The organism is Roseateles sp. P5_E11 (genome assembly GCF_054049355.1).
Map to the genome: position 1 here is coordinate 1 of NZ_JBFUMO010000075.1, position 16,846 is coordinate 16,846.

Consider the following 16,846-nt stretch of genomic DNA (forward strand, 5'->3'; position numbering starts at 1 on the left):
CGACTGTCACTGCGGCTGGTGGGTGAGATCAAGGACGGCCGGCCCGTGGCCGACAGCCGCCTGCATGCCGAACCGGCCCACGAGCGCTATGTCTTCAGCGCCACGCCTGAAGGCGGCACCCGCCTCGTCGTGCACCTGCAGAGCTGGGACGACGGCTTCACCGATTTCCTGAACGACACCTGGCCCAAGGCGCTGGTGCGCCTCAAGGACCTGTCCGAATCCACGCACTGAAAGGAATCACCATGCAGATCAAGATTGCGAGTGTCATGGTCGATGACCAGGACAAGGCCCTGGCCTTCTACACGGGCAAGCTCGGCTTCACCAAGATGGCCGACATCCCGATGGGCCCGACCTATCGCTGGCTGACCGTCGTGTCGCCCGACGGCATTGCCGGCGTCGAGCTGGCGCTGGAGCCCATGGGCTTTGCGCCGGCCAAGGTCTACCAGAAGGCCTTGTTCGAGGCCAACATCCCGGCCACCGCCTTCGTCACCGAGGACGTCGAGGCCGAAGCCCGCAAGCTGCGCGAGCGCGGCGTCGTCGTGCGCGGCGAGCCCGAGAACATGGGGCCGATCAAGGCGGTCATGTTCGAGGACGGCTGCGGCAACCTCATCCATCTCGTCCAACCCCTCGTCAAACCCGAGTGAGACCCGCCATGCACAAGCAGATCTACGTCAACATGCCTGTCAAGGACCTGGCCAAGAGCAAGGCCTTCTTCGAGGCTGTGGGCTACAAGTTCAATCCGCAATTCACCAACGACAAGGGCGCCGGCATGGAGCTGGGCGAGAACCTCTACGCCATGCTGCTGGCCGAGGACTTCGCGCGGACCTTCACCCCCAAGGCGTTTCCGGACGCCAAGACCGCAACGACGGGCTGGGTGTGCCTGAGCTGCGAAAGCCGCGAGGAGGTCGACGCCTTGGTCGCGAAGGCGAAGGCTGCCGGCGGCAACATCCCGAGCGAGCCGCAGGACCATGGCTTCATGTACGGCCATGGCTTCGAGGACCTGGACGGGCACCACTGGGAACTCGTCCACATGAGCGGCATGCCGCCGCAAGCCTGACCCCGCAACGTCAAGGAGACGACCATGCAGATCCAGCAAAAACTCGCACCCTTCATCTGGTACCAGCGCGGTGCCGAAGACGCGGTGGCGCACTACCTGAAGGTGTTCGGCGCCGACAAGGGCCGCATCATCCACACCCAGCGCTGGGGCCAGGACTCGCCCGGCGAGGCCGGCAGCGTCATGCTGCTCAACTTCGAGCTGTTCGGCGTGCACATGACGGCCTTCAATGGCGGCACCCACTTCAAGCTCGACGAGGCTTTCTCGTTGACCGTCGCTTGCGAAGACCAGGCCGAGATCGACAAGCTCTGGGAGCAGTTGCCCGCGGGCGGTGGCAAGACGTCGGAATGCAGCTGGCTGAAGGATGCCTGGGGCCTGTCCTGGCAGATCCTGCCCGCAGCCTGGTTCGACATGATCCGGGACCCCGACCCGGCCCGCGTGCAGCGTGTCTTCCAGGCCATCTGGCGCATGCAGAAGATCGATCTCGCGGCCCTCAAGCGTGCCTACGACGGCACCTGAAGCCGTGAGCCATGCTGAACTTGCCGCCGGCGTCTGGCGCATCGAGCGCAGCCGCCTCGTGGGCGCGGCGGCCAAGATGCTGCGCGACCTCGACGAGGCCGAGGACTGTGCCCAGGACGCCCTCATCGCTGCCATGGAGAACTGGCCGCGCGACGGCCAGCCCAACAACCCTGCCGCCTGGCTGATGACCGCCACCCGCAACAAGGCCCTGGACCGGCTGCGCCGCCGCGCGATGCTGGAGCGCGAGCATGAGCACCTCGCGGCCGACGACGAGGCCGCTGGCACCCATGTCGTGCCCGACTTCGTCGACCACCTCGACGCCGCCCGTGACCAGGCCGAAATCGGCGACGAGCAGCTGCGCCTGATCTTCATCGCCTGCCACCCGGTGCTGCCGCGCGAGGCCCAGGTCGCGCTGACGCTGCGCCTGCTCGGCGGCCTGGAGACGCCCGAGATCGCACGTGCCTTCCTGCAGCCCGAGGCCACCGTGGCCCAGCGCATCGTGCGCGCCAAGAAGGCGCTCAACGGCCAGGCCTACGAGCTGCCGAGCGCCGACGAGCGCGAGCAGCGCCTGGGCGCCGTGCTGGCGGTCGTCTACCTGATCTTCAACGAGGGCCACAGCGCCGGCAGCGGCGCCAGCCTGCTGCGGCCGGCGCTGTGCGACGAAGCCCTGCGCCTGGTGCGCCAGCTGCAGCACCTGCTGCCTCAAGACGCCGAAGTGCATGGCCTGGCCGCCCTGCTGGAGATCCAGGCCTCGCGCCTGCCCGCGCGGCTGGACGCGCAAGGCCGCCCCGTGCTGCTGCCCGACCAGGACCGCCGCCGCTGGGACCCGCTGCTGATCCGCCGCGGCCTGGCGGCGCTGGAACGCGCGCTGAGCCTGGGCGAGCCAGGGCCTTACACCTTGCAGGCAGCAATTGCGGCTTGCCATGCGCGCGCGGCGCGCGCCGAGGACACCGACTGGCACGCCATCGTCGGCGGCTACGACCGCCTGCTCGCGCTCAACCCCTCGCCCGTGATCGCGCTGAATCGCGCTGTAGCCGTCAGCTTCGCCGACGGGCCGGCCGCCGCCTGGCCGCTGCTCGAGCAACTGGCCGCTGAGCCGCAGCTCAAGCGCTACCCCTTCCTGGCCGGCGCCCAGGCCGACGTGCTGGAGCGCCTGGGCCGCGTCGGCGAGGCGCGCGAGGCCTATCTGCGGGCCGCGGAGTTGAYGGACAACGAGGTGCAGCGCGAGCTGCTGACGGAACGGGCCAGGCGACTGGCCAACTGAACCGGAAGGATTGCCACCATGACCATCACCATCACCGCCTTTGACCGTTCGCCCGATGGCGGCAAGGGGCTGGCGCGCGACACGCGCGTGCGCTGGGCCCTCGAGGAAACCGGCCTGCCCTACGAGGTTCGCCTGGTGCCCATGCCGGCGATGAAGGAGGCCGCTCACCTGGCGCTGCATCCCTTCGGCCAGATCCCCACCTACGAGGAAGGCGACCTCACGCTGTTCGAGACCGGGTCCATCGTGCTGCACATCGCCGAGCGCCGGCCGGGCCTGTTCCCCGCCAATGCCAACGCCAGGGCGCGGGCCATCACGTGGATGTTCGCCGCGCTCAACTCGGTCGAGCCGCCCATCCTCGAACTCGTCATCGTCAAGTTCGCGGAAGGCGAGAAACCCTGGAAGGACGAGCGCCAGCCTCTGGTCGAGAACCGGGTGCGGGCGCGGCTGACCCAACTGGCCGCCCGCCTGGGTGATGCCCAATGGCTGGACGGCGATTTCAGCGCGGGTGACCTGCTGATGGTGTCGGTGCTGCTGCGCGTCAGGCCGTCCGGCCTGCTGAACGAGTTCCCCAGCCTGGCTGCCTACGTCGCCCGCGGCGAAGCCCGCCCTGCCTACCAGCGGGCCTTTGCCGCCCAGCTGGCCGTCAACACGCGCGCAGCCTAGGCATGGGCCGGTCTCTGGCGAGCCCGGCGGGCGGGGTTACTTGCGCCGAATGAACTTGACGGCGACCAGTACGCCCAGGGCCAGCGCCACCAGGGGCCAGCTGCCGGGCTCCGGCGTCGGGCACGGCGGCGTGCCCGGCTGGCCGCAATTGGCCTGGGCCTGAGCCAGGGCGGGCAGCAAAGCCATGCCGGCCACGGCCGCGCGGCTCATCAGGGTGGACAGGGTTCTCATGCTTGTCTCCTTGCCCGGAATCCCTCCGGTGTGAAGAGCTTGGGCGGCGCTTCACCCGCTTTCAACCGGGCTTGTCCTGCAAACGAGTGGCAGACCCCGCAGATCCGGGGGAGGTTCGCCTTCGCCTGAGGACGGCCGCGCGACGGTACGGACCCCTGAAAGCCGTCAGGCCGCCGACTTGGCCGCTCAGAATTCGCCGCCGCTGAAGCGCGTGTCAGGCAGCTGCAGCAGGCTGCGCAGCTGCAGCCGTGTCGACGGCCAGACCGTCAGCGGGGGATTGACGGAGTCGAGGTGGGCCTCGCGCGCGGCGCCCAGGCCCTGGCGGTGGGCCAGCTCGACGAAGGCCTGGGTGGCATCGCGCGGCAGGGCCTGGGCGAACAGAAAGCCCTGGCCCAGGCTGCAGCCCAGCTCGGTCAGCACCTGRTGCTGCTCGGCAGTCTCGATGCCTTCGGCCACCGTGTGCAGGCCCAGGGCCTGGGCGAGGTCGTGGATGGCCGCGACGATGGCGCGTGCCGTCGCGCCGGCCTGCGGGTGGTCGAGATCGGCGATGAAGGCGCGGTCGATCTTGAGCTGGTCCAGCGGCAGGCGGCGCAGATAGGCCAGCGACGAGAAGCCGGTGCCGAAGTCGTCCAGCGCAGTGCGCACACCCAGGGCGCGCAGCCGCGTCAGCAGGTCGATGGCGTGTTGGCTGTCCTTCAGCAGGGCCGATTCGGTCAGTTCGATCTCCAGGCGGTCGGCAGGCAGGCCGGTGCGCTCCAACGCCTCCAGCACATGCAGCTCGATGGGGCTGCGCTCGAACTGCAGGGCCGACACGTTGACGGCGACGCGCAGCTCGCCCGGCCAGCGCGCTGCGTCGCGGCAGGCGATGAGCAGGGCCCAGGCGCCGATGGTGATGATGAGGCCGCTGTCTTCGGCCAACGGGATAAAGACGGCCGGTGGCACCAGGCCGCGCACGGGATGGCGCCAGCGCATCAGCGCCTCGAAGCCCCGCAGCTTGCCCGTGGCCAGCTCGATCTGTGGCTGGTAGTGCATCTCCAGTTGATCCGCGTCCAGCGCCAGCCGCAGGTCGGCCAGCAGGGCGAGGCGGTCCTGGGCGGCCTGCTGCAGGGCCGGCTCGTAGAGCACGAGGCGGTCGCGCCCGGCGGCCTTGGCGGCGAACAGGGCCAGGTCGGCAGCGCGCAGCAGCGGGTCGGCCGCCTGGGCATGGCGTGGCGCGCAGGCCGCGCCGATGCTGACGCGCACGTCGATCTCGTTGCCGTCGATGGAAACCGGCACGCGCAGGGCCGAGCGCAATTGCTTGCCCAGGCGCTGCATGGCTTCGGGGCTGAGCTCGCCGCGCAGCAGCACGGCGAATTCGTCGGCGCCCAGCCGCGCGACCAGGTCGCCGTTGCCGCGCCGCGCTGCCAGGCTGTCGTGCAGCCGCTCGCCCACGGCGGCCAGCAGGTGGTCGCCGGCGGCATGGCCCAGGCTGTCGTTGACCTGCTTGAAGCAGTCCAGGTCCAGCAGCAGCACGGTGCACGGCGAGATGGGCCCGCCGCCGCCGAGATAAAGGGCCAGGCGGCGGTGGAACTGATGGCGGTTGGCCAGGCCGGTGACGGTGTCCTGGTCGGTCAGGCGCAGCAGCTCGCGTTCGCGCTCGCGCACCTCGCTGATATCGCTGCCCACGCCGCGCCAGCCGCCGTCGCCTTCCAGGCGCCGCCCGCTGAGCGTCCACCAGACATCCTCGCCGCCAACCCGCAGATGCAGGGCGTGATCGCTCAGCGGTTCGGTCGCCAGCAGCGCGTCGCCCAGTCGGTCCAGGCGCTGCTGGGCGTCGGCGTTGTTGGCGGGCAGCTGGTGGGCCAGTACGGCCAGCAGCGGCTCGCCGATCAGGTCCTGCGCCCGCTGGCCCAGGCTTTCGGCCATGCGCTGCGAGACATGGCGCAGCCGGCCGTCGCGGCCCAATTCCCACAGCCAGTCGCTGGCGTGATGTTCGAAGTCGCGCAGCAGCAGCGACACCGTGAGCCGGTCCCGTGCGGCCTCGTGCTGGGCGTGGCGGCCCAGCAGGAAGAGGCGGGCATTCAGCAGTGCTGCCATGCACAGCGCGATGGCGTACAACGGCAGCAACGGCAGCAGCCCGTCCATCCAGGGAAGCGGCAGCAGCGCGATGCCCACGGCCAGCGTGCCGCAGGCGCCCAGCACCCAGCCGATGGCCACGGCGGGCAGCAGCGCGAACATCCAGGCTGCGGCGGCAATGGCGCCGGCCGCGGTGGCCACCAGCGGCGCGTGCAGGCCGGGCTCGGCCTGCTGGGCAACCTGCAGCAGCAGCACCGCGTCCAGCACGCCGCCGGCAAAAAGGTCCAGCGCCAGCAGCAGCCCGGCACGGATGCCGCGCGGCGGCGCGTCGGGTGGGCGGCGGTGGCGTTCATGCCGCCACAGCGCGAAGTTGAAGCCGTTGAGCGCCACCAGTGCCATCAGCGTGGGCGCGACGGGCAGCAGGTCGATGCGCCCTTTCAGTGCCACCAGCAGCAGCGCGATGGCGATGGCCGTGGCCACGACCGAGGCAGGCAACTGGCCGACGACGGCGCGCCACTGGTCGTCCCGCAGCTTGGCCGCCTCTGCCGGATCGCCCGGCACCTCCCAGGCGGCGTGGATCAGCCGCTTGAACCCCGCCAGCGGCCACCGGGCAGGCAGTGCAAAAGGGGGCAGTGGCTCGGCCATGGCGAGCCCATCCTAGGCGGGCCCTGGCCGGCGTGGGTGTGACGCAATGCCGATTCGTCCGCAATCAGCGCGGCGCAAGCTTCACGGGCCCAGGGTCAGCGCTGTGCCGTGTTCTCGCGCACCATGCGCTGCATCAGCGTGAAGAAGCGGTCGTAGAACTCGCCCGCGGGAATGGTCTCGGAGGCCACCTTGACGAGGGAGTCATCGCTCGATGACAGCGGCACCGAGATCGAGCCCAGCGCGCTGACGCCGAGGCTGGCGGCCTGGTTGCTTTTCTTCAGCGCGTAGCGGTCCTGCTGGGCGCTGACATAGGCCGTCGCGATCTGCTGCTTGGGGCCATCGCCGACGCAGACAACGTTGAATGCGATCTCCACATGCACCTCGCCCGCGGGCTGGAAGTGCTTGGCACCGCGCACGACGCCGCTTTCCGCCTTGCTGATCACATAGCCCTGGCTGAGCAGGGCGCGCCGGGCGGCCTCGCAGGTGTCGTCGACATTGGCGTCGAACAGCCGCGAGAAAGTCTCCTCGGCAGCAAAGCTCTCACCCTGGTAGACCGATTTCTCGGCTTTCGTCGACCTGGAGGGCAGGCCGCCGCAGCCAGCCAGCAGCGTGAGGAGCAGGAAGGCGGACAAGGTCAGGGAGCAGAGGCGATGCATGGGTCGATTATTCCGTCCGCGAAAGGGCGCTTTGTTGCCGGGCGGGCGCCGGGGCCCGCGCGCAACGCCGCCGGGCCGGGATCCGATGACAGGGACATTCAGGGGAAGGTGCGGCATTCAGCGTGCCCATCAGCCGGGCAGACGGAACGCGAAGCGGCAAGGCTGCCACGGACGGTGCAGGCAGGCGGCAATGTAAGCGCGGGCTCACAACGCTGAGCTCTGCGATGCCCATCCGGACCGGCATCGACCGTTGATCGGGTTTTGCTTCATATGCGGCCATTGAGGGCGAAGATGCGCCGCATGAAGCGCCGTACCTTTGCATTCGCCGCACTGCTGCCGGCTCTGGCCTGGGCCGAAGAGACTGCTGAGTCCGCGTTCGGCGGCCATGGCATGGCCGTGTTCGGCGGCCGCGAGGGCCTGTATGCCTCGCACCTGCCGATGTTCCACACGCCGCATGACAGCCAGGTGCTGCTGCGCTTTCACCTCGCCGATGCGGCGGCCGACAAGTCGCTGCGCGAGACGCTGGCCCGCCAGCCCAGCCTGTGGACCTTCGACCCCGAGGCCTTTGACCTGCTGCGCTTCACACCAGGCCACGCCAAGCCGCTGCGCGAATTCAAGGCGCGCTTCTTCGCGGGCCACTTCGAGCGTGGCGGCAAGCCACAGTCGGCCGAGCAGCGCGTCGTCGTCGATGAGGTGATGCTGTTTCGGCGGCTGAGCCCCGCTCAACGCGAGGCATCGACCGGGCGCTATCGGCTGATCGGCAAGGGCAGCGAGTGGTTCGCGGTCAAGACCATCGACCGCCGCCCGGACTTCGACCACATCGTGCGCCTGAAGGCACCCCAGGTCCGCGGCGAGGTCGATGTGCCGCTGCAGGGCGTCGCCAGGCCTGGCGCCACTGTCCAACGTGCCTTCAAGGCCAAGGGGCTGACCGAGATCTACTTCGAGACCGACGACCTGCGTTGAGAATCGCTTCCAACCCAGGAGGCTTTATGGACAACCCCAGCGTCACCCTGATCCAGCGTCAGGGCTACCAGTTCGAACACCATTACGCGCCGGAGCTGCCGGTGCTGCTATCGGACGAGCCCGTGCCCTTCGGCACCGGGCTGGGGCCCGACCCGGTCGAACTGCTGGCTTCGGCCATCGGCAATTGCCTCTCCGCGTCGCTGTGGTTTGCCTGCCAGAAGTACAAGGACGACCCCTCGCCGCTGCGCACCGAGGTCAAGGCGACCGTCGGCAGGAACGAGCGCGGACGCAACCGCGTGCAGGGCCTGGCGGTGGACCTGCACCTGGGCAAGCCAGCCGACCAGCTCGGCCACATTCAGCGTGTGCTGGACACCTTCGAGGACTTCTGCACCGTCACGCAGAGCGTGGCGCCGGCCATTCCCGTGACGCTGCGCGTGCTGGACAGCACTGGTGCGGTTCTGAAGCCCGCCGCGGCCGTGTGAATTCTTTGCGGGTCGAGCGCCGGGCCGCTCCCTAGCCGGTCCGCGCTGGCGATGTGCTTGCGGTTCGATACCGCGAGCATCGCCGTCCCCTCGGGGGACCGGCCAAGGTACTCCTTGGCCGAGGGGCTTCATTTTTCTAAGCGGGCATTTCCAGGCCGAGTTCCTTCAGGATCGCCTCGCGCAGCGCATCCATTTCCGGGCTGATCAACCGCCTCGGATGCGGCATGTCCAGCTCGAAGCGGGCCTGGATGCGCGTGGGCCGGGGCGACAGCACGAGGATGCGGTCGGCCATGTAGAGGGCCTCGTCGACATCGTGGGTGATGAGCAGCACCGTGTGCTTTTCTTCGGCCAGGATGCGCAGCAGCTCGTTGCGCATGCGCAGGTTCATCAGCGCGTCCAGCGCCGAGAAGGGCTCGTCCAGGTACAGGATCTCGGGCTTGACGATGAAGGCCCGCGCCAGCTCCACGCGCTTGAGCATGCCGCCCGACAGCTCGTGCGGGTAGGCGCCTTCGAAGCCCTTGAGCCCGACCATGGCGGCGTAGTGGTCGGCCAGCTTGACGCGCTCGGCATCGACGCCATGCTCCTGGCCGGTCAGGCCGAACATCAGGTTCTGCTGCACCGTCAGCCACGGGAAGACCGAGCCGTATTGCGAGATGACGATGCCCTGGGGGCTGGGGCCGGGATGGGGCTGGCCGTCGATCAGCAGCGAGCCGCCGTCGGTCTTTTCGAAGCCCGCGAGGATGTTCATCAACGTCGACTTGCCGCAGCCGGAAGGGCCGACGATGGCGACGAACTCGCCTTCGGCGACATCGAAATCCACACCCTGGATGACGGGCAGCTGGGCGCCCTTGGCGGACTTGAAGCTCTTGGTCAAGCCGCTGACGGCGATCTTGGGCATCTTGTTATCTGACATAGCGCCACCGCACGGTCTTGAGTTTTTCGAGCAGGCGGGTCACGCCGTCCAGCAGCAGGCCGATGACGCCGATGAGGATCATGCTGGCGATGACGAGGTCGTAGCGGTTGCCGGCATTGCGCGAATCCATGATGAGATAGCCCAGGCCCGAGCGCAGCGCGATCATCTCGGCCGCCACGACGACCAGCCACGCCACGCCGATGCCGATGCGCATGCCGATGATGATTTCCGGCAGCACGGCCGGGATGACGACGCGGCGGAACATCACCGCGCGCGACACGCCGAAGTTGGTGGCCGCGCGCAGGTAGCGCCGATCGATGGTGTGCACGCCCGAGGTCGTCTGAACGATCAGCGGGAACACGGAGGAGATGAAGATCAGGAAGATGGGCGAGGTGTCGCCGACGCCGAACCACAGGATGGCCAGCGGGATCCAGGCGATCGGCGAGATCGGCCGCAGCATCTGGAAGATCGGGTTGAAGGTGCGGTAGGCGCCGGCCACCCAGCCCATCCACAGGCCCAGCGGGATGCCGATCAGCATGGCCAGGCCGAAGCCGATGCCCACGCGCATCAGCGACGCCGTGATGTGCTCCCACAGCGTGCCGTCCTGGGCCAGCTCCAGCGTGCCGGTGACGACGGCCCAGGGCGTCGGGAAGATGGGGCTCTCGGTGTAGACGACGATGCCCCACCAGGCCGCGATGACCAGGGCAATGACCGCCAGCGGCGGCAGGATTCGATTCAGGCGCAGGTTCACCGCCCCTCCTTCCAGTGGTTCTTCATGAGGCGTTGCCAGCGCCATTGCAATGCTGGCCAGCCGCGCGCTGGCGTTGGCGCGACGACGACGGCCATCTGGCCGCTGGCATGTGCGCTGCACGCGAAGCTATAGGTCGATGCGACCTCGAAGGGCAGGCGAAAACTCTGCCCCGGCATGATGAGCACGGGGCCGAACTGCTGCGGCACCTCGTCGCGGTTGCGCAGCAGCAGCACGTCGTTCAGGCCCAGCGTCAGGTCGATGCGATCKGGCAGGATCTCGACCTTGTCACCGGCCATGCGGCGGGCATAGGTGCCTTGCGGGATCTCGAACAGCTCGTCGCGCGTGGGCAGTTCGATGGGCGCCAGCGCCRCCCAGGCCACCAGGGCCAGCGGCAACGTGACCGGCAGGAGCCAGACCCAACGCTTTCTCACTTCGAAGCCAAGAGCAGCTTGAGGTCGTGCACGAAGTCCTTGGCCTCATGGCCATAAGGCATCATGGCCCGCAGCTTRCCGGTGCGGTCGATCAGCCAGACCGACGTGGAGTGGTTCATGCCGTAGGCGTTGCCTTGCTGGGGCGCGATCTTCTCGGCGACGACGCCATAGCGCTTGCGCATCGCGGCCAGCTTGTCCGGTGCCTCGGTGCCGCCGATGAAGGTCGGGTCAAACGCGGTCAGGTATTGGCGGATGCGCGGGATGTCATCGCGCTCGGGGTCCACCGTTACGTAGACGACCTGCACGTCCGCCGCGTCGGTGCCCAGCTGCTTGCGCGCCTGGGCGAGCGTGGCCAGCGTCGTCGGGCAGACCTCGGGGCAGTGGGTGAAGCCGAACACCAACAGCACCAGCCTGCCCTTGAAGCGGGCGAGATTGAGGGCGGCACCGTCGCTGCCCTGGAGAGCGAATTCGGGCGCTGCCTGGGCGGGCTCGAAGACGCCGGCCTTCAGCGTCGGCGCAGCCTGCGCCGTCAAAGGCAGCGCGGCCCACAACAGGGCGCGGCGTTTCATATCGGGATGGGCGCGGCCTTGGCCGCCTTGACGAAACTGTCGTCCACGTATTTCTCGTAGGCCACCGGGGCCTTGAGCGTGCCGGCCTCGATGGACAGCTGCATCAGGTCGTCGAATTCGGCGCGGATCATGCGCAGGTCGCCATAGGTGACGCGGTCCGTCGGGTTCTCCATCACGAAGCGCAGGATGTTGGGGTCCTGGTTGAAGAACTTGCGGCCGGCGGCGATCTGGATGGCCTTCTCGCGGTTGGCGGCCTGCAGGTCCAGCCAGTTGCCGGCACCCTGCACGTGGTTCACCAGGTCCTGCACCAGCGGCCGGTTCTCCTTGATGAGCTCCTCGCGCACCGTCAGCACACAGCAGATGTAGTTGCGCCATTCGTCGCGCGTCATGCGCAGCGGCCTGGCATAGCCGGCGCGCTGGGCCGAGGCGCCGAAGGGCTCGCCGGTGCAATAGGCGTCCACGGCCTTGGCGAAGAGGGCGGCCGGCATGTCGGGCGGCGGCATCTCGACGATCTGGATGTCCTTGGGCGTCATGCCCTCCTGGGCCAGCATCTTGCGCAGGAACAGAAAGTCCACCGCGAAGCGGCTGGGGATGGCGATGCGCTTTCCGCCCAAGTCCTTGAACTTCTTGTAGGGCGAGTCGGTGCGCACCATGATGACGGCGCCCGAACGGTGGCCCAGCGAGACGATCTTGACGGGGATCTTCTTGTCGGCGAGGTCCATGACCAGCGGCGCCAGCATGTAGGCCGCCTGGATGCCGCCGGTCATCAGCGACTCTTTGATCTCCGGCCAGCCGTTGTACTTGCTGTACTCGAACTGGAAGGCCGAGCTGCCGGAGGCCTTGTTGGACGCCAGGCGTGCCGAGCAGGCCACCGGCAGCGTCAAGTTGCAGGTGACCGGCAGGCCGCCGACGATCAGCGGGCCGGATGCGGCCGCCGCGGGCAGGCTCAGCGCCGGCAGCGCCGACGCCAGCGCGCCGCGCAGCAATTGCCGGCGATCGAGGCCGGCGCGGGGGGATTCAGGCAGTTCGTGAGTCATGGGCAGGGCGCATGACTTTGCCAACTTCTAGGGGGCTGTCCATGCGGGCTGACCGAATTGTGCCTACTTACCTACCTTGAAACCGAGTAGCCGCCAGGCCTTGCGGCGGCTGGCGGCGGTGCATGGGCGGGGCCCAGCGCGGATTACGGGTACAGGCCGCGCTCCTCGCGCGCCTGCAGCACCCGCGTGCAGGCCACCGTGAAGGCGGCGGTGCGCAGCGTGATCTTGTGCAGCTCGCTGGTTTCCCAGATGTGTTTGAACGCGCCGATCATGATCTTGTCCAGGCGGACATTGATCTCGTCCTCGGTCCAGAAGAAGGACGAGAAGTCCTGCACCCACTCGAAGTAGGACACGGTCACGCCGCCGGCGTTGGCGATCACGTCGGGCACGACGACGATGCCGCGGTCGGCCAGCACGGCCTCGCCGTCCGGCGTGGTCGGGCCGTTGGCGCCTTCCAGCACCAGGCGGGTCTTGATGCGCTTGGCGCGCTCGGCCGTGATCTGGCCTTCCAGAGCGGCCGGGATCAGCACATCGCTGGCCACGTCCCAGAAGTTCTCGTCGCTGATCTTGTCGGCACCGGCAAAGCCCGCCACACCCTTGTAGGCGGCCACGTGGTCGAGCAGGCTCTGCATGTCAAAGCCGTTCTCGTTCAGGATGGTGCCGGTGTGGTCCTGCACGCAGACGACCTTGGCGCCATTGGCGGCGAACAGCTTGGCGGCGATGGAGCCGACGTTGCCGAAGCCCTGCACCGCGATGCGCGCGCCTTCCAGCGGCTGGCCCAGGCGGCGCATCGCTTCGCGGCCGACGACGAAGACGCCGCGGCCGGTGGCGGCCACGCGGCCGAGGGAACCACCCAGCTCGATGGGCTTGCCGGTGACGACGCCGGTCGCCGTGGCGCCGGTGTTCATCGAATAGGTGTCCATCATCCAGGCCATGATCTGGCCGTTGGTGTTGACGTCCGGCGCCGGGATGTCCTGCTGCGGGCCGATGATGATGCCGATCTCGCTGGTGTAGCGGCGGGTCATCTTCTCCAGCTCCTTGAGGCTCAGCAGCTTGGGGTCGACGCGGATGCCGCCCTTGGCGCCGCCGTAGGGCAGGTTCACCGCGGCGTTCTTGATCGTCATCCAGGCCGACAGGGCCATCACTTCTTCCAGCGTCACGTCCGGGTGGTAGCGCACGCCACCCTTGCCCGGGCCGCGCGTCAGGCTGTGCTGCACGCGGTAGCCCTCGAAATGGGCGATGCTGCCGTTGTCCAGCTCGATGGGGATGTCGACGATCAGCGCGCGCTTGGGGCGGCGCAGCGTCTCGACCCAGCGGGCCAGGCCGCCGAGGTAGGGCTCGACCGCATCGATCTGCGACAGATAGGTTCCCCACGGGCTGTTTCGCGTCGGCGAAACAAAGGACAGGTTGGGCATGAAACGCTCCGTAACTTTGAGTGGGCCGAACGGTAGCGCGAAGCTCCGCTCCCTCGGTAGCGCTTGTCTAGCCAAGTCCGTATGCGCCCATGCACGCAATGCATGGCAACGGTTTCGGGTGCCGGATTTCACGGCGGCGTACCGCGTCGGGCAACAAAAAACCCGGCCTGGGGCCGGGTTCAAAGGACGGGCGCAGCGACCCTATTGGGTGGCCAGTGCGCGCTTGAAGTCGGCGTCGTCGAACAGTTTGCCGACCAGGGTCTTGTAGAGCGCGCCGTATTGGTTGATGGCTGCCGGCAGGGCGATCGCGCCAACGAAGGACGATTCCCAGGTGGACTCGGCAATCACTTCCTTGTCGAACACCGTCTTGCCTTCGCGCTTGATCTGGATCTTGGCGGCCAGCCGTCCCTTGCCGGTGCTCATGCCGGCATCGACCATGCTGTCGGTCAACTGGCCTTCGATGACGATCTTGGACTTCGAGTCCAGCAGGCCTGCGGCCGTCAGCTCAGCGGCGATCTCATCGCGCAACTGGCCCGCGAAGCTGCCGCCTGCCGGGCTGAGCGACGAGCCACGCAGGCCGCCCAGTGTGGTGTCCATCTCGGCCGGTTTGCCGGCGGCGAGCTTGAAGCTGCCGACCTGGGCGGGCACGAGCTTGGTGGCGCGCAGCTTTTCGGCGTTGGCGGCGCTGGGCGCCGGGGCGGGCATTTTCACGGACGCACAGCCCGTCAACGCGGCCAGCAGGACGACCAGGGCCAGGCGCTGCGTGGTGGCCCGGGAGGAGAGCAAGGCATGGATCATGGTTCGRTCGTCCTTCACTTGAAGCTGGGGTCTTGGGAAATGTCGTTCAGCACGTTGCTGACAACCTGGTTGGTCATCTGGAACGCTGCTTCCTGAAGGTTGGGCATCTTGGTGGCATTGCCCGGTGTCGCGGCTGCGCCCATGGTCGTGTGGATGGCGTGACGTGCCTGCTTGACGACGGGTGCGGCGTCGCCCGACGCCCGGTAGGTGGCCGTGCAGATGTAGCCGTCCGACACTTGCGAGCCGGCGAGGCCGAAGGTCAGTCCGGTCACGAATCCCTTGGAGAAGGCGTTGTCGGTCAGCGGCACGTTGTTCAGCGTGATGCTGAGGACGGCCCCATTGGGCACGACGGCACTGCCCACTTCACTGAACATGYCGCTGGCCTTCACCTGGGCAGAGACGCGATCACGCAGCATGGCCGTGGCCTGCGCGTTGGCCACCCCCTTGGTCTGGAAGTCGAACAGCACCTGCACCGGCGCTGGAGCCGGCGGCTTCTTGAACTGCGCCGCTGCAATTTCCTTGGTGCTGCCGTCCAGATAGGCGCTGGCGCAGCCTCCCAACAAGGCCGTGGCGGCCAGCAGCGTGCCGAGCGCAGCTCGCCGCGCCCATTCCTTCAACGTAAACATGAGATCTCCCTGTTGCATCACACGCGCCGCTCTTCGACGGCGCGAACCGGTGTCGCCGGGTCGTCTTTGCCGGGGTGTGAGCCCGCGGCGACCTGGGCGGCGCGAACTATAGGGACGTACCGCGCCGTTGCCGGTCCGAACTATCCCCAGTCAGCGAGCGAAGGTGACGAATACCATCCGCGGGTGACCTCCCTCGACCTCGCCCTGCTCTATCTCGTGGCCGCCGTGCTGGGGGTGGTCGCCTGCCGCCTGCTGAAACTGCCGCCCATGCTGGGCTATCTGGCCGTCGGCGTGTTGATCGGGCCGAACGCCCTGGCTTTTGCCCACGATTCCGCCAGCATCCAGTACCTGGCCGAGTTCGGCGTCGTCTTCCTGATGTTCGCCATCGGGCTGGAATTCAACCTGCCCAAGCTGCGCGCGCTGAGGACGGCCGTCTTCGGCATCGGCATGGCGCAGGTGGCGCTGACCATTGCCGGCGCCATGCTCGGCAATGCGCTGCTGATCGCCGGCTTCGCGATGCTGGGCAGCGCCTGGCAGATGGGTTGGCAGGGGGCCCTGGTGCTCGGCTCGGCGATGGCCATGAGCTCGACGGCCATCATCGTCAAGCTGATGGCCGAGCGGCTGGAGCTGGAGAGCCCGCACGGCAAGCTCGTCATGGGCGTGCTGCTGTTCCAGGATCTGGCCGTCGTGCCGCTGCTGGTGCTGATCCCGGCGCTGAACAGCACCGGCAGCGAGATGATGAGCGCGCTGGCCTGGGCCGGGCTGAAGGCCGCGGCCCTGCTGACCCTGCTGCTCTACGGCGGCCAGAAGGTGATGCGCTGGTGGCTGACGCTGGTGGCGCGGCGCAAGAGCGACGAGCTCTTCATGCTCAACCTGCTGCTGGTCACGCTCGGCCTGGCTTGGCTGACCGAGCATTTCGGACTCAGCCTGGCCCTGGGCGCATTTGTGGCCGGCATGCTGATCTCGGAGACCGAGTACCGCCACCAGGTGGAGACCGACATCCGGCCCTTCCACGACGTGCTGCTGGGCCTGTTCTTCATCACCATCGGCATGAAGCTGGACTGGCGGCCGCTGGTGGACACCTGGTGGCTGGTCATCCTGCTCACCCTGGCGCCGGTGGCGGCCAAGTTCGCGCTGATCGCCGGCCTGGCCCGCCTGTTCAAGTCACCGCCGGGCGTTGCGCTGCGCACGGGCCTGTACCTCGCCCAGGCCGGCGAATTCGGCTTCGTGCTGCTGACGCTGGGCACCCAGCACGGCCTGGTGGCGCAGCAATGGGTCAGCCCGGTGCTGGCCAGCATGGTGCTGTCCATGCTGGGTACGCCCATCCTCGTCATGTACAGCAACCGCATCGTCATGAAGTTGTCCAGCAGCGACTGGCTGATGCAGTCGGTGCAGCTGACGATGATCGCCAAGAAGTCCATCCAGTCCGAGGCGCACGTCATCATTTGCGGCTACGGCCGCTCGGGCCAGAACCTGGCGCGGCTGCTGGAGGGAGAACACATTCCCTATATGGCCCTGGACCTCGACCCGGACCGCGTGCGCCAGGCCGCGGCGGCGGGCCAGAGCGTCGTCTTCGGCGACGCGGCCAAGGTCCAGAGCCTGATGGCCGCGGGCCTGGCGCGCGCCAGCGCGGTCGTCGTCAGCTACCACGACACGCCGTCGGCACTGAAGATCCTCGACCTCGTGCGAGCCCACGCGCCCAGGGTGCCGGTCGTCGTGCGCACCATCGACGACACCGACCTCGAGCGGCTCAAGACCGCCGGCGCCACCGAGG

20 protein-coding genes are annotated in these 16,846 nt (G+C 68.2%); 9 read left to right on the forward strand and 11 right to left on the reverse strand.

Translation table 11 applies throughout. The annotated features are described in order from the left end of the window. From ACXJKR_RS08505 to ACXJKR_RS08530, 6 genes are all read left to right on the forward strand, one after another. The coding region (locus ACXJKR_RS08505) for a hypothetical protein (protein ID WP_457322363.1) at positions 1 to 231 on the forward strand (231 nt) is incomplete at its 5' end. 11 nt (positions 232 to 242) lie between these two features. After that, complete coding sequence (locus ACXJKR_RS08510; protein ID WP_457322364.1) at positions 243 to 644, forward strand: VOC family protein; 402 nt, start codon at positions 243 to 245, stop codon at positions 642 to 644. Between the two features lie 8 nt (positions 645 to 652). Then, positions 653 to 1,057: a VOC family protein gene (locus tag ACXJKR_RS08515; protein WP_457322366.1), complete on the forward strand. Its 405-nt coding sequence runs from the start codon at positions 653 to 655 to the stop codon at positions 1,055 to 1,057. A 24-nt stretch (positions 1,058 to 1,081) separates the two neighbouring features. After that, positions 1,082 to 1,573 carry a VOC family protein gene (locus tag ACXJKR_RS08520; protein ID WP_457322368.1) on the forward strand — a complete coding sequence of 164 codons (492 nt, stop codon included), beginning with the start codon at positions 1,082 to 1,084 and terminating at the stop codon, positions 1,571 to 1,573. A 4-nt stretch (positions 1,574 to 1,577) separates the two neighbouring features. Further along, complete coding sequence (locus ACXJKR_RS08525; protein ID WP_457322370.1) at positions 1,578 to 2,837, forward strand: RNA polymerase sigma factor; 1,260 nt, start codon at positions 1,578 to 1,580, stop codon at positions 2,835 to 2,837. An 18-nt stretch (positions 2,838 to 2,855) separates the two neighbouring features. Continuing rightward, complete coding sequence (locus ACXJKR_RS08530) at positions 2,856 to 3,500, forward strand: glutathione S-transferase family protein (protein WP_457322372.1); 645 nt, start codon at positions 2,856 to 2,858, stop codon at positions 3,498 to 3,500. Positions 3,501 to 3,536: 36 nt separating this feature from the next. On the opposite strand, the gene ACXJKR_RS08535 is transcribed toward ACXJKR_RS08530, so the two are convergent. The 3 genes from ACXJKR_RS08535 to ACXJKR_RS08545 all read right to left on the reverse strand — a co-directional run bounded on the left by ACXJKR_RS08535 (position 3,537) and on the right by ACXJKR_RS08545 (position 7,087). After that, complete coding sequence (locus ACXJKR_RS08535) at positions 3,537 to 3,731, reverse strand: PEP-CTERM sorting domain-containing protein (RefSeq protein ID WP_056191178.1); 195 nt, start codon at positions 3,729 to 3,731, stop codon at positions 3,537 to 3,539. Between the two features lie 186 nt (positions 3,732 to 3,917). Next, positions 3,918 to 6,431 (reverse strand): putative bifunctional diguanylate cyclase/phosphodiesterase, encoded by a 2,514-nt coding sequence (locus ACXJKR_RS08540; RefSeq protein WP_457322374.1) that lies wholly within the window; start codon positions 6,429 to 6,431, stop codon positions 3,918 to 3,920. Positions 6,432 to 6,526: 95 nt separating this feature from the next. Next, positions 6,527 to 7,087 (reverse strand): DUF2242 domain-containing protein, encoded by a 561-nt coding sequence (locus ACXJKR_RS08545; protein ID WP_457322376.1) that lies wholly within the window; start codon positions 7,085 to 7,087, stop codon positions 6,527 to 6,529. 300 nt (positions 7,088 to 7,387) lie between these two features. Here ACXJKR_RS08545 and ACXJKR_RS08550 point away from each other — a divergent pair, with 300 nt between their 5' ends. Together ACXJKR_RS08550 and ACXJKR_RS08555 are read left to right on the forward strand one after the other, a co-directional pair. Further along, the gene (locus ACXJKR_RS08550) at positions 7,388 to 8,050 is read left to right on the forward strand and encodes a hypothetical protein (protein ID WP_457322378.1); all 663 of its coding nucleotides are present in this window, start codon (positions 7,388 to 7,390) and stop codon (positions 8,048 to 8,050) included. 26 nt (positions 8,051 to 8,076) lie between these two features. Continuing rightward, positions 8,077 to 8,532: an OsmC family protein gene (locus tag ACXJKR_RS08555; protein ID WP_457322380.1), complete on the forward strand. Its 456-nt coding sequence runs from the start codon at positions 8,077 to 8,079 to the stop codon at positions 8,530 to 8,532. A 136-nt stretch (positions 8,533 to 8,668) separates the two neighbouring features. On the opposite strand, the gene ACXJKR_RS08560 is transcribed toward ACXJKR_RS08555, so the two are convergent. From ACXJKR_RS08560 to ACXJKR_RS08595, 8 genes are all read right to left on the reverse strand, one after another. Further along, complete coding sequence (locus tag ACXJKR_RS08560) at positions 8,669 to 9,430, reverse strand: ABC transporter ATP-binding protein (protein ID WP_457322382.1); 762 nt, start codon at positions 9,428 to 9,430, stop codon at positions 8,669 to 8,671. Between the two features lie 4 nt (positions 9,431 to 9,434). Further along, a complete protein-coding gene (locus tag ACXJKR_RS08565) occupies positions 9,435 to 10,196 on the reverse strand; it encodes an ABC transporter permease (protein ID WP_235531765.1) in 762 nt (253 codons plus the stop codon). Then, entirely contained in the window at positions 10,193 to 10,627 is a 435-nt protein-coding gene (locus tag ACXJKR_RS08570; RefSeq protein ID WP_457322384.1) for a cupredoxin domain-containing protein, read from the reverse strand. Before ACXJKR_RS08570 ends, ACXJKR_RS08565 begins: the two co-directional genes overlap by 4 nt. Further along, positions 10,624 to 11,196, reverse strand: a complete 573-nt coding sequence (locus ACXJKR_RS08575) for an SCO family protein (protein ID WP_457322386.1) — start codon at positions 11,194 to 11,196, stop codon at positions 10,624 to 10,626. The genes ACXJKR_RS08570 and ACXJKR_RS08575 overlap by 4 nt, the downstream gene beginning before the upstream one ends. Beyond that, complete coding sequence (locus ACXJKR_RS08580; RefSeq protein ID WP_457322388.1) at positions 11,193 to 12,233, reverse strand: ABC transporter substrate-binding protein; 1,041 nt, start codon at positions 12,231 to 12,233, stop codon at positions 11,193 to 11,195. Before ACXJKR_RS08580 ends, ACXJKR_RS08575 begins: the two co-directional genes overlap by 4 nt. Before the next feature lie 143 nt (positions 12,234 to 12,376). Next, on the reverse strand, positions 12,377 to 13,648 hold the full coding sequence (locus ACXJKR_RS08585; protein WP_457322390.1) for a Glu/Leu/Phe/Val family dehydrogenase: 1,272 nt from the start codon (positions 13,646 to 13,648) through the stop codon (positions 12,377 to 12,379). 201 nt (positions 13,649 to 13,849) lie between these two features. Next, entirely contained in the window at positions 13,850 to 14,446 is a 597-nt protein-coding gene (locus ACXJKR_RS08590) for a hypothetical protein (RefSeq protein ID WP_457322392.1), read from the reverse strand. 14 nt (positions 14,447 to 14,460) lie between these two features. Further along, positions 14,461 to 15,072, reverse strand: coding sequence for a hypothetical protein (locus ACXJKR_RS08595; RefSeq protein WP_457322394.1), 612 nt, complete (start codon positions 15,070 to 15,072; stop codon positions 14,461 to 14,463). A 183-nt stretch (positions 15,073 to 15,255) separates the two neighbouring features. On the opposite strand from ACXJKR_RS08595, the gene ACXJKR_RS08600 reads away from it, so the two are divergent. Then, positions 15,256 to 16,846 (forward strand): cation:proton antiporter (locus ACXJKR_RS08600; protein ID WP_457322396.1); only part of this gene is annotated, 1,591 nt, incomplete at its 3' end.